This is a genomic window from Rathayibacter sp. AY1B5 (assembly GCF_002932795.1).
Taxonomy (GTDB): domain Bacteria; phylum Actinomycetota; class Actinomycetes; order Actinomycetales; family Microbacteriaceae; genus Rathayibacter.
Genome location: NZ_PSWM01000028.1, coordinates 41,360 through 52,571, shown reverse-complemented (window position 1 = coordinate 52,571; position 11,212 = coordinate 41,360). Strand labels below are relative to the sequence as shown.

The following is an 11,212-nucleotide window of genomic DNA, read 5'->3' as shown; positions in this document are numbered from 1 at the left end:
AGGCCGGGGTATAAAATTGGCATTGAACATAGTGCACGCTGTTGAGTTCTCAAGAATCGGACACATCCCGCCTCCACACCAGAACGGTGCTTCACAACGAAAGTGATCGAAGTTTGCTGTGCGAGGGCCAGAGCCACTCGATTTGTCTTGCTTGCCGAGACCGGTTAGGCTTGTCAGAACCGAAGTCCTGATCGCCTCCGTGGCAACTCGACTAACTTAGCACATCCGCAGGCCGTGTCAAGTCCGGCTTCTTCGTGGTGTTCGCGGCGTGATCGAGGATCGAACCGCTGCACCGACTCGGCCGTGAGGCCTTGCGACGAAGCCGGGACCGTGTCCCGTGGAGGCTTTGCATCTTACGCTCGCGATCCCGCAGTCTTCAAGAGACGAATCTCTAACGGGCCTGGGAGCGAGGGGATGGTCCCCGCTTGAGGTGGGCCAGCTGGTCTCGACGCTCTGCGCCTGACTCCCGCTTGCCGCTCCTTTGGGGTGACGAGGAGTTACATTACGTCGGGCCTCGGCCGAGCGGCAAATCGCCTGCGTCCCGGGCGTGTCGCGATCCGAGGTCCCCGCGGCGGGGGGCACCGGACGCCGGGTACCGGACACCGGACACCGGACACCGGACACCGGCCACCGGCCACCGGCCACCGGGTACCGGCTACCGGCTACCGGCTACCGGCTACCGGCTACCGGCTACCGGCTACCGGCTACCGGCTACCGGCTACCGGCTACCGGCTACCGGCTACCGGCTACCGGACACTGAGTACCGAGCGCCTGCCACCGCCCGCACCGTCGCCGCCCGGCTCCGCCCGGCTAGAGCGGGCGCGCGATCAGCGGACGAAGGCCCCGGCGAAGCTCTTCTTGCCGCGGCGGAGCACGGCGATCCCGTCGATCAAGGGGAGCTCGCCGAGGGTGACGGTCTCGGACGGGAGGATGGTGTTGTTCACCGAGAGCCCGCCCTGGGCGAGCGCTCGCCGCGCCTCCCCCGTGCCGGCGACGAGTCCGGTCTCGACGAACGCCTGCAGCGCCGGCGTCTCCCGGGTCGCCTCCATCGAGGGCACCGCCTCCAGCGCGCCGCGGAGGATGACCGGGTCGATCCCCTCGAGCGAGCCCTTGCCGAAGAGCGCGGCGGACGCGTCGATCACCGAGCGCGTCGCCTCCGCTCCATGCACCAGCGACGTGACCTCCCAGGCGAGCGCGCGCTGCGCCTCCCGGCGGAACGGCTCGTCGGCGGCGGCCTTCTCGAGCCGCTCGATCTCCGTGCGCGGCAGGAAGGTGAAGATCCGCAGGCGGTCGGCGACGTCGCGGTCGTCCGTGTTGACCCAGAACTGGTAGAACGCGTAAGGGCTGGTGAGCTCGGGGTCGAGCCAGACGGCGTTGCCCTCGCTCTTGCCGAACTTGGTGCCGTCGGAGTTCATCACCAGGGGCGTGCCGATCGCGTGGACCGACACTCCCTCCGTGCGGTGGATCAGGTCGGTTCCGCTCGTCAGATTGCCCCACTGGTCGCTGCCGCCGGTCTGCAGGACGCACCCGTACTGCCGGTAGAGCTCCAGGTAGTCGAGTCCCTGCAGGATCTGGTAGCTGAACTCGGTGTAGCTGATCCCCGCGTCGGAGTTGAGGCGGGCGCTGACCGCGTCCTTCTTGAGCATCGTCCCCACGCGGAAGTGCTTCCCGATCTCTCGCAGGAAGTCGATCGCCGACAGGGGAGCGGTCCAGTCGAGGTTGTTGACCAGGCGCAGCCCGTTGTCGCCGCCCGCGGTGACGAACCGGGACACCTGCGCCTGGAGGCGCTCGACCCACGCGGTCACCGTCTCGCGCGAGTTCAGCGTCCGTTCGGCCGTCGGACGCGGATCGCCGATCAGCCCGGTCGAGCCGCCGACGAGCCCGAGCGGCCGGTGCCCGGCCAGCTGGAGCCGGCGCATGACGATCAGCTGCACCAGGTTCCCGAGGTGGAGGCTGGGCGCGGTCGGGTCGAAGCCGCAGTAGTAGGTGATCGGCTCCCCCGACAGCAGCTCTCGCAGCGCTCCCGCGTCGGTCGACACGTGCACCGAGCCTCGCCAGACCAGCTCGTCCCACACGGAGTCGAAGGCGGGGTCGAGCCGCGGGCTCGTCGCGGACCCGGGGAGGTGCTGGTCGATCACCCGACCAGGCTACCGCGGTGCCGACCGGCCGGTCTTCACCAGTCAAGCATGCAGGCTTGATCCTGGGCTATCAAGTGCCGATACTTGATCGAGGAGGTCGAATGTTCGTCATCACCGCGGATCAGCGCGACAGCAGGCACGACCACGACCGCGTGGACCAGACGATCGCGAGCCTGGTCGACGACGGTCGGACGACGTTCGTCCTGCCCCCGGAGCGGACGGCCGGCGACGAGTTCCAGTGCGTGCTGGACCGGGCCGACGCCGTCGTCGCGCTCGTACTCGAGCTGCACCGGACCGGCCACTGGAGCATCGGTCTCGGGATCGGCCCCGTCGACCGGCCGCTCCCCGCGACCACGAGAGCGGCTACCGGGGAGGCGTACTTCGCGGCGCGCCGGGCGGTCGAGGCGGCGAAGGGCCGGCCGACGCGCTTCTGTGTCGATCCGGACGCACCGGGATCGGCGGCCCCTGCACCGGCGGACGTCCAGGCGCTGATCGATCCGCTCCTCCTGGTGCGCGACGCGCGCTCCGAAGCCGGCTGGCAGATCGTCGACCTGCTCGAGAGCGGCCTCTCCCAGAAGGACGCGGCCGAGCGCCTCGCCGTCAGCCCTCAGGCGGTCAGCCTCCGGGTCCGCGCGGCGAGCGCCCGAGTCGACGCTCCCGCCCGCGACGCGCTCGCGCGCCTGCTGACAGTGGTCGACCGTACGCTCGACCCCACCGACGAGAGGACACCCCGATGACGGCACCCCCCGGATCCCCCACCCTGCTCCTCGCCTCCGCGCTGCAGTCCGCCTCGTGGACGGCCGTGGTGCTCGTGCTGCTCGCCGGCCTCGCCGGTGCGGTGCTCGCCGTGCGCCTGCACCGTCCGCAGCTCGCCTGGATCTCCCTGGCGGCGACCGCCGCCGCCTTCCTCCTCACGGCGGTCGCCGGACCGTCCGCGCCCCCCATCCACTCCGTCCTGGTGGCCGTGCTGGCCTTCGCGCTGGCGGTCGCGGGCGGCGGGCCGGTCGTGCTGCTCACCCTCCGGCTCGCGACGGCCGACTCCCGCAGCGGCAGCCACGGCGGCATCATGGTCGCCGGCACCTCCCGCCCCGCCACCGGAGGAGCGCCCTCGGCGATCGGCCAGCCGATCGAGGTGCTGCGCGGCGGGACGACGATCGGGGTCCTCGAGCGGATCGCGACGGTCGGCGCACTGATGAGCGGTCTCCCCGAGGGGATCGCGGTCGTCGTAGCGATCAAGGGCGTCGGCCGCTTCAGCGAGCTCGCCTCCCCGGAGGCGCGCGAGCGGTTCATCATCGGAACGCTGGCGAGCCTCGCCTGGTCGGCGGCTCTCGGCGTGCTCGCCCGGCTCTACCTCGCGGGCTGAGCTCCGGGCCGCCGCCGGGGCACGGCTCTCCGGTAGGGCGAGACGGTGGGGTCGCCCGGGATGCTGAAGCGCCACGGGAAATCGTCCCCGCCACCCGGGCCCGAGACGCCGGTCCGCGGGCCCACCGCCACGGAGGACGGCCGCTCCCCCGGCAGCAGCTCGAACGACTCCTCGAGCGGGTCGCCCGACTCGGTGAGACGGACCCCGAGGGCCTTGGCCAGCCGCGCGGGTCCGCGGGCCAGGTCCCGGTGGCGCACGGGTCCGCGCCGGAGCATCGCGAGCTCCTCCCCCACGACGACCTCGCCGGCGCGCAGCAGCACGGCGGACGCCGTGCCCGCCGGCGAGCAGACGATGTTCACGCAGGTGTGCATCCCGTACGTGAAGTACGCGTACACGGACCCGGGCGGTCCGAACATGGGAGCCGTCCGGGGCGTCGGTCCGCGGTGCGCGTGCGAGCCCGGATCCTCACCCATGCCGAGGTACGCCTCGACCTCGGTCAGCCGGACGCCGACCACTCCCTCCGCCGTGCGGTGCAGGAGGACGCGGCCGAGCAGCTCCGGTGCCACCTCGAGGGCCGAGCGCGAGAGATCGGGGAGGTCCGCGCTCAGAAGAAGCTCTGGCCCGACACGAGGGTGATCACGATCACCGCGACGATGACGACTGCGGCGACGATCACGAGCGTCCGCTGCTGCCAGGGGCGCAGCGGCGGACGGCCGTCGTCGCCCGGGTCTCCTCGAAGGGTCACGGGCGCTCCCCCCGGAGGGAGCCGCGCACGACCCGGACGCGCTCGGTCAGCCGGGCGAGCTGCTCCGCGACGCGGTCGGGAGCAGTGCCGCCGACGCCGTCTCGGCTCGCCACCGATCCCTCGATGCTGAGGACCGAGCGGACGTCGGGCGTGAGGAGCGGCGACACCGAGGCGAGCGCGGCGTCGTCGAGATCCTCGAGCCCCCTCCCCTGCGACTCCGCCAACTTGACCAGCTCGCCGGTGATCTCGTGGGCGTCGCGGAAGGGCACGTGCTTCTTCACGAGCCACTCGGCCACGTCGGTCGCGAGCGAGAAGCCCTGGGGCGCGAGCTCCGCCATCCGGTCGGTGTGGAAGGTGAGGGTCGCGATCATGCCGCTGAACGCGGGCAGCAGGACCTCGAGGGTCGTCACCGAGTCGAAGACCGGCTCCTTGTCCTCCTGCAGGTCGCGGTTGTAGGCCAGCGGGAGCGCCTTGAGGGTCGCGAGCAGCCCGGTGAGGTTGCCGATCAGCCGGCCGGACTTCCCCCGGGCGAGCTCGGCGATGTCCGGGTTCTTCTTCTGCGGCATGATCGAGGACCCGGTCGAGTAGCCGTCGTCGAGCGTGACGAAGGCGAACTCCCGCGTGTTCCAGAGGACGACCTCCTCCGCGATGCGCGAGACGTCGATCCCGATCATGGCGCTGACGAAGGCGAACTCGGCGACGAGGTCGCGGCTGGCCGTCCCGTCGATCGAGTTCGGCACGCTCGATGCGAAGCCGAGATCGCGGGCGACCGCCTCGGCGTCCAGGCCGAGGGTCGAGCCGGCGAGGGCGCCCGAGCCGTAGGGCGAGACGTCCGCCCGGACGGCCCAGTCCCGCAGGCGCTCCAGATCGCGCAGCAGCGCCCAGCCGTGGGCGAGCAGGTGGTGCGCGAGGAGCACGGGCTGAGCGTGCTGGAGATGAGTGCGCCCGGGCATGATCGCCGACGGGTGCGCCGACGCCTGCGCGGCGAGGGCGTCGATGAGCTGCACCACCAGCTCCGAGACGAGCGCCGCGTGGTCGCGGAGGTACATCCGGACGAAGGTCGCGATCTGGTCGTTGCGCGAGCGCCCTGCCCGGAGCTTGCCGCCGAGCTCGGGACCGGCCTCGAGCATCAGGCCGCGCTCGAGGGCGCCGTGCACGTCCTCGTCGGACTCGTCGGCGGCGAAGCTCCCGTCGGCGACGGCCGCCTCGAGCCGGTCGAGGGCCGCGAGCATCGCGGTGAGCTCGGCGTCGTCGAGGTAGCCCGCTCCCGCGAGCGCCCGAGCGTGCGCGCGGGAGCCGGCGAGGTCGTAGGGGGCGAGCTGCCAGTCGAAGTGGGTCGACTTCGAGAGCGCGGCGAGCTCGGGCGAGGGACCGCCGGCGAAGCGGCCGCCCCACAGGGCTCCGGCCTCGCCCGCGCGGGCGGAGGGTCGTTCCGTCATGGTTCTCCTCGGGTTCGGCTGTCGAGTCTACTGAGCGGCGTCGGCGGTGCCGGCGCGCTCGAGGAGCCACACGAGCAGGGCCTTCTGCGCGTGGAGGCGGTTCTCCGCCTCGTCCCAGATCACGCTCTGCGGGCCGTCGATCACGTCGGCGGTCACCTCGTAGCCGCGGTCCGCGGGCAGGCAGTGCAGGAACAGCGCGTCGGGAGCGGCGGCGGCCATCGTGGCCGCGTCGACCCGGTAGGCGCCGAAGGTCGCGACGCGCGCCGCCTTCTCGTCCTCCTTGCCCATCGACACCCACGTGTCCGTGATCACGATGTCGGAGCCGGCCGCGCCCTCGTCGGGGTCGGTCGTGGTGATCGCCGATCCGCCGGTGGTCGCGGCGATGCGCTGCGCATCGGCCAGGACCGTCGCGTCCGGCGAGTACGACTCCGGGGAGACGATGCGGACGTGCATGCCGGCCGTGGCTCCCGCCAGGAGGTACGAGTGCGCCATGTTGCTCGCTCCGTCGCCGAAGAACGTGAGCGTGAGGCCGGCCAGGTGGCCGCGGTGCTCGCGGATGGTCAGCAGGTCGGCGAGGAGCTGGCACGGGTGGAACTCGTCCGAGAGCGCGTTGACGACCGGCACGCGCGTGCCGCGCGCCATCTCCTCCAGGCCGGACTGCGCGTAGGTGCGCCACACGATCGCGGCGACCTGGCGCTCGAGGACCCGTGCCGTGTCGGAGGCGGTCTCCTTGCCGCCGAGCTGGCTGCTCGCGGTGGAGATGATCAGGGGGCTGCCGCCGAGATCGGCGATGCCGACCGCGAAGGAGACGCGGGTGCGCGTGGAGGACTTGTCGAAGATCACGGCGACGGTCTGCGGCCCGGCGAGGGGCTTCCGGGAGAAGCGGTCGCGCTTGAGCTCGAGGGCGAGGTCGAGGATCTCGGCCTGCTCGGCGGGAGTGATGTCGTCGTCGCGGAGGAAGTGGCGGGTCACGGTGCTGGTCGCTTTCGGTGGAGGTACGGGGTCAGAGGGTCTGCAGTGCGCGGCCGAAGCGCTCGGCGAACTCGGCGACGTCGGCGGAGGTCACCACGAGCGGAGGCGCGAGCCGGATGCTCGAGTCGTTCGCCGCGTTCACGATCAGGCCGGCGTCGAGGCAGGCGGCGGCGAGCTCGGCGGCGACCGGCCTGGTCAGGGCGACGCCCAGGAGGAGGCCCGCGCCGCGGAGCCCTCCGATCAGGGGCGAGTCGAGAGCGGTCAGCGCGTCGACGATCTGCGCCCCGCGCTCTCGCGCGTTGCCGAGAAGGTCGGCGCGCTCGATCTCGGCGAGCACGGCTCCGGCCACGGCGGTCGCGAGCGGATTGCCGCCGAAGGTGCTGCCGTGGTGGCCCTTCTGCAGGAGGTCGGACGCCTCGCCGAAGGTCACCAGCGCTCCGACGGGGAAGCCTCCGCCGAGCCCCTTGGCCAGGGTGACGGCATCGGGCAGGATCCCCGCCTCCTGGTACGCGAACCAGCGTCCGGTCCGCCCCACCCCGGTCTGGATCTCGTCGACGATGAGCAGCGCGCCGTGCTCGCGGGTGAGCTCCCGCGCGCGCTCGAGGTAGCCGGCGGGCAGCGGGATGACGCCCGCCTCCCCCTGGATGGGCTCGACGACGACCGCGGCGACGGACTCGTCGAGAGCCGCCTCGAGGGCCTCGATGCTCGCCTCGAGGTGCTCGACCCCTCCCGGCATCGGCTCGAACGGCGCGCGCATCGCGGCCTTGCCGGTCAGCGCGAGCGCGCCCATCGTCCGCCCGTGGAACGCGTTCTGCAGCGCCAGGATGCGGTGCCGCCCGCCGGCCGCGTTCAGCCGTGCCAGCTTGAAGGCCGCCTCGTTGGCCTCGGTGCCCGAGTTGGCGAAGTAGACGCGGCCCGTGTCCCCGGCCCCGGTGAGGCGGCGCAGGGTCTCGGCCAGCTCGATCTGCGGGGCGGTCGCGAAGTAGTTGGAGACGTGGGCGAGCGCACCGGCCTGGCGCGTCACGGCCTCGACGAACACAGGATGCGCATGGCCGAGGGAGTTGACCGCGATGCCGCCGAGGAAGTCGAGGTACTCCCGCCCGTCGACGTCCCAGACCCGGCAGCCCTCGCCGCGCTCGAGCACGGCGAGCGGCGGCGCGAAGGTCTGCATCATCGCGGCGGAGTAGCGGTCGCGCGCCGAGCCGGTGCGGGACGCGGTCGTGGGGGTGGACATGGTGGCCTTTCGATCGGAGCGGTCCGGCCACGAGGGCCGACGGTGCGCGCGTCCCGGACGGGACGGGCGCTCGGAGCCGGGGCCGCTGAGGATCAGCGGCCCGACATTCGCTCCCGGTCGCGGGGGTCGAGCGAGGCGACGACCTCGGTGCCGATGCCCTCCGAGGTGAACACCTCGAGCAGGATCGAGTGCGGGATGCGGCCGTCGATGATGGCGGCCTTGGGCACTCCCCCGCGCACGGCGTCGAGGCAGGCGGTCATCTTGGGGATCATGCCCGATTCGAGCGAGGGCAGCAGAGCCGCCAGTTCGTCCGAGCGGATGTGCGACACGAGCGACTCGCGGTCGGGCCAGTCGGAGTAGAGGCCGGCCACGTCGGTGAGGATGACGAGCTTCTCGGCGCCGAGCGCGACGGCCAGCGCGGCGGCGGCGGCGTCGGCGTTGACGTTCAGCGACTGCGTGGGGTCGTCGGAGTCGGGAGCGATCGAGGACACGACCGGGATCCGGCCGGCCTCGAGCTGGGCGAGGACGGCGGCGGGGTCCACGGCGATCACGTCTCCGACGAGTCCGAGATCGTGCTCCTCGCCGTCGATCACGACGCCGCGGCGGCGGCCGACGAAGAGGCCCGCGTCCTCACCGGAGATCCCGGCGGCGAGGGGGCCGTGCTCGTTGATCCGGCGGACGATGTCGCGGCTGATGCTGCCGGTGAGCACCATCCGCACGACCTCCATCGCCTCGGGGCTCGTGACCCGGTAGCCGCCCCGGAACTCGCTCTCGATCCCGAGCCGGTCGAGCATCCGCGAGATCTGGGGCCCGCCGCCGTGGACGACCACGGGGCGGATCCCGGCGTAGCGCAGGTAGACCATGTCCTGGGCGAAGGAGCGCTGCAGCTCCTCCGACACCATGGCGTTGCCGCCGAACTTGATCACCATCGTGCGCCCGTGGAAGCTCTGCAGCCAGGGCAGCGACTCGATGAGCGTCGCGGCCTTCCCGGGCGCGGCGTCGCGCTCGGCGCGGCTCTCGGCCGAGAGGGTGGTGTCGTCGCTCATGGCCGCCTCAGCTCGAGTACGCGGAGTTCTCGTGCACGTAGTCGTGCGTGAGGTCGTTGGTCCAGATCGTGGCCGTCGCGTCGCCGGCGTGCAGATCGATGTCGACCGCGACATCGCGAGGGGCGAGGTCGACGAGGTCGCGGCTCGCGTGCGGCTCGCCCGCGAGGCAGACCTGCACCCCGTTCATCGCGACGTCGATGCCGTACGGGTCGAACTGCGCGTCGGTGGTGCCCACGGCGGCGAGGACGCGGCCCCAGTTCGGGTCGTTGCCGAAGATCGCGGCCTTGAAGAGGTTGCTCCGCGACACGGCGCGGGCGACGACGACGGCCTCGTCCTCGGTCGCAGCGTTCAGCACGCGGATCGCGACGTCGTGGGCGGCACCCTCCGCGTCGGCCTGCAGCTGCAGGGTGAGGTCGCGGCAGACCGCCGTCAGGGCCCGGGCGAACTCGTCGGCGTCGGCCTCGACGCCGCTGGCGCCGCTCGCGAGCAGCGCCACGGTGTCGTTCGTCGACATGCAGCCGTCCGAGTCGAGGCGGTCGAAGGTGACCCGGGTCGCAGCGCGCAGGGCGGTGTCGAGAGCGGCGGAGTCGAGGGCCGCGTCGGTCGTGATCACGACCAGCATCGTCGCCAGGCCCGGTGCGAGCATCCCGGCGCCCTTGGCCATGCCGCCGATGCTCCAGCCCTGCTCGGAGCGCACGACCGCCTGCTTCGGGACCGTGTCGGTGGTCATGATCGCGCGGGCGGCCGACTCGCCCGCCTCGGGTCCGTCGGCCAGCTCGGCGGAGGCGCCGGTCACGCCGGTGGCGAGCTTCGCGAGGTCGAGCTGGTCGCCGATCAGCCCGGTGGAGCACACCAGCACGTCTCCGGCGGACACCTCGAGGCTCTCGCCCACGAGCTCCGCGGTGCGGTGGGTGACCTGGAAGCCCTGAGCGCCGGTGTAGCAGTTGGCACCGCCGGAGTTGAGGACGATCGCCGAGACGACGCCGTCGCGCATGACCTGCTCGCTCCAGAGGACGGGATTCGCCTTGCAGCGGTTGCTCGTGAAGACGGCGGCGGCGCTCTGCAGGGGGCCGAGGTTCTGCACGAGCGCGACGTCGCGCGCTCCGGTCGACTTCAGCCCGGCGACGACTCCTGCCGCCCGGAACCCTGCTGCTGCGGTGACGCTCACGGCGCGACTCCGTTCACGCTCAGGCCGAGGGACTCCGGGAGCCCCAGGGCGATGTTGGTGGACTGGAGGGCCGCGCCCGCGGTGCCCTTGACCAGGTTGTCGATGGCCGAGACGACCACGACGCGGCGGGCGCGCTCGTCCACGGCGAGGCCGATCAGTGCGGTGTTCGCCCCCACCACGTCCGCGGTGCGGGGGAAGGATCCCTCCGGGAGCAGCTGCACGAAGGTCTCGTCGCCGTAGGCGGTCTCCCAGGCGGCGCGCACGTCCTGCGCGGAGACGCCGGGGGCGAGGCGCGCGGTCGAGGTCGCCAGGATGCCCCGGGACATCGGCACGAGGACGGGGGTGAACGAGATCGAGACGGGTCCGGCTCCGGCGAGCAGGAGGTTCTGGCGGATCTCGGGATTGTGGCGGTGCGCTCCGCCGAGGCCGTAGGCGTGCGCGGAGCCGAGGAGCTCGCTGGCGAGCAGATCGGTCCGCAGGCTCTTGCCCGCACCCGAGGGGCCGACGGCGAGGACCGAGACGAGGTCCGACGGTTCGATCACTCCGGCATGCAGGCCGGGGGCCAGGCCGAGCGTGATCGCCGTGACGTTGCAGCCGGGGACGGCGATGCGCCGCACTCCGGCGAGCGCCTCGCGCTGCTTGCGTCCCCCGCCGCCGATCAGCAGCTCCGGGAGCCCGTAGGGCCAGGCCCCGGCGAAGTCGCCCCCGTAGTAGTCGGCCCAGTCCTGCGGGTCGGTCAAGCGGTGGTCGGCGCCGCAGTCGACGACGAGCACGTCCTCGGGGAGGGTCGCCGTGATCTCGCCCGACTTCCCGTGCGGGAGGGCGAGGAAGACGACGTCGTGCCCGGCGAGGTTCCCGGTCGTCGTATCGACGAGGACGAGGTCGCGGAGCGAGCGCAGGTGCGGGTGCACGGCGATGAGAGGCTGTCCGGCGTTCGCGTGCGCCGTGACCGTGCGCACCTCGAACTCGGGGTGGTCGGCGAGCAGTCGCAGCAGCTCGCCGCCCGCGTAGCCGCTCGCACCGGCCACCGCCACGGAGAAAGTCATGCCCGAGAGCCTAGCCGGTGCGGGTGCGGGGCCCCGCCCGGCCGAACCGGTCGGGACCCCG

The 11,212-nt window shown here is 72.4% G+C and carries 11 protein-coding genes; 2 read left to right on the top strand and 9 right to left on the bottom strand.

Annotation, left to right across the window (positions count from 1 at the left end):
* Positions 1 to 827: 827 nt before the first annotated feature.
* A complete protein-coding gene (tyrS, locus tag C5D44_RS15170; protein WP_104282140.1) occupies positions 828 to 2,138 on the bottom strand; it encodes a tyrosine--tRNA ligase in 1,311 nt (436 codons plus the stop codon).
* A 101-nt stretch (positions 2,139 to 2,239) separates the two neighbouring features.
* Between tyrS and C5D44_RS15165 the strand changes: the two genes are divergently transcribed.
* Together C5D44_RS15165 and C5D44_RS15160 are read left to right on the top strand one after the other, a co-directional pair.
* The gene (locus tag C5D44_RS15165) at positions 2,240 to 2,875 is read left to right on the top strand and encodes a DNA-binding protein (RefSeq protein WP_104282139.1); all 636 of its coding nucleotides are present in this window, start codon (positions 2,240 to 2,242) and stop codon (positions 2,873 to 2,875) included.
* On the top strand, positions 2,872 to 3,501 hold the full coding sequence (locus C5D44_RS15160) for a hypothetical protein (protein WP_104282138.1): 630 nt from the start codon (positions 2,872 to 2,874) through the stop codon (positions 3,499 to 3,501). The genes C5D44_RS15165 and C5D44_RS15160 overlap by 4 nt, the downstream gene beginning before the upstream one ends.
* Here the strand turns inward: C5D44_RS15160 and C5D44_RS15155 are convergent.
* The 8 genes from C5D44_RS15155 to argC all read right to left on the bottom strand — a co-directional run bounded on the left by C5D44_RS15155 (position 3,486) and on the right by argC (position 11,151).
* Entirely contained in the window at positions 3,486 to 4,109 is a 624-nt protein-coding gene (locus C5D44_RS15155; RefSeq protein WP_104276088.1) for a DNA-3-methyladenine glycosylase, read from the bottom strand. The two genes, C5D44_RS15160 and C5D44_RS15155, sit on opposite strands and share 16 nt — an antisense overlap.
* On the bottom strand, positions 4,106 to 4,246 hold the full coding sequence (locus C5D44_RS18175; protein WP_181110170.1) for a hypothetical protein: 141 nt from the start codon (positions 4,244 to 4,246) through the stop codon (positions 4,106 to 4,108). The genes C5D44_RS15155 and C5D44_RS18175 overlap by 4 nt, the downstream gene beginning before the upstream one ends.
* Complete coding sequence (gene argH / locus C5D44_RS15150) at positions 4,243 to 5,685, bottom strand: argininosuccinate lyase (RefSeq protein WP_104276089.1); 1,443 nt, start codon at positions 5,683 to 5,685, stop codon at positions 4,243 to 4,245. The genes C5D44_RS18175 and argH overlap by 4 nt, the downstream gene beginning before the upstream one ends.
* A gap of 27 nt (positions 5,686 to 5,712) precedes the next feature.
* Complete coding sequence (gene argF / locus C5D44_RS15145) at positions 5,713 to 6,657, bottom strand: ornithine carbamoyltransferase (protein WP_104276090.1); 945 nt, start codon at positions 6,655 to 6,657, stop codon at positions 5,713 to 5,715.
* A 31-nt stretch (positions 6,658 to 6,688) separates the two neighbouring features.
* On the bottom strand, positions 6,689 to 7,891 hold the full coding sequence (locus tag C5D44_RS15140) for an acetylornithine transaminase (RefSeq protein WP_104282137.1): 1,203 nt from the start codon (positions 7,889 to 7,891) through the stop codon (positions 6,689 to 6,691).
* 92 nt (positions 7,892 to 7,983) lie between these two features.
* Positions 7,984 to 8,937, bottom strand: a complete 954-nt coding sequence (argB, locus tag C5D44_RS15135) for an acetylglutamate kinase (protein ID WP_104282136.1) — start codon at positions 8,935 to 8,937, stop codon at positions 7,984 to 7,986.
* 7 nt (positions 8,938 to 8,944) lie between these two features.
* The gene (gene argJ / locus C5D44_RS15130) at positions 8,945 to 10,105 is read right to left on the bottom strand and encodes a bifunctional glutamate N-acetyltransferase/amino-acid acetyltransferase ArgJ (protein ID WP_104282135.1); all 1,161 of its coding nucleotides are present in this window, start codon (positions 10,103 to 10,105) and stop codon (positions 8,945 to 8,947) included.
* The gene (gene argC, locus C5D44_RS15125) at positions 10,102 to 11,151 is read right to left on the bottom strand and encodes an N-acetyl-gamma-glutamyl-phosphate reductase (protein WP_104276094.1); all 1,050 of its coding nucleotides are present in this window, start codon (positions 11,149 to 11,151) and stop codon (positions 10,102 to 10,104) included. The genes argJ and argC overlap by 4 nt, the downstream gene beginning before the upstream one ends.
* Positions 11,152 to 11,212: the final 61 nt, after the last annotated feature.

Excerpts from the sequence above, each read along its gene's own strand:
- C5D44_RS15165 (WP_104282139.1), top strand. The coding sequence starts at position 2,240 with ATGTTCGTCATCACCGCGGATCAGCGCGACAGCAGGCACGACCACGAC.
- C5D44_RS15160 (WP_104282138.1), top strand. The coding sequence starts at position 2,872 with ATGACGGCACCCCCCGGATCCCCCACCCTGCTCCTCGCCTCCGCGCTG.
- argH (WP_104276089.1), bottom strand. The coding sequence starts at position 5,685 with ATGACGGAACGACCCTCCGCCCGCGCGGGCGAGGCCGGAGCCCTGTGG.
- C5D44_RS15140 (WP_104282137.1), bottom strand. The coding sequence starts at position 7,891 with ATGTCCACCCCCACGACCGCGTCCCGCACCGGCTCGGCGCGCGACCGC.
- argB (WP_104282136.1), bottom strand. The coding sequence starts at position 8,937 with ATGAGCGACGACACCACCCTCTCGGCCGAGAGCCGCGCCGAGCGCGAC.
- argC (WP_104276094.1), bottom strand. The coding sequence starts at position 11,151 with ATGACTTTCTCCGTGGCGGTGGCCGGTGCGAGCGGCTACGCGGGCGGC.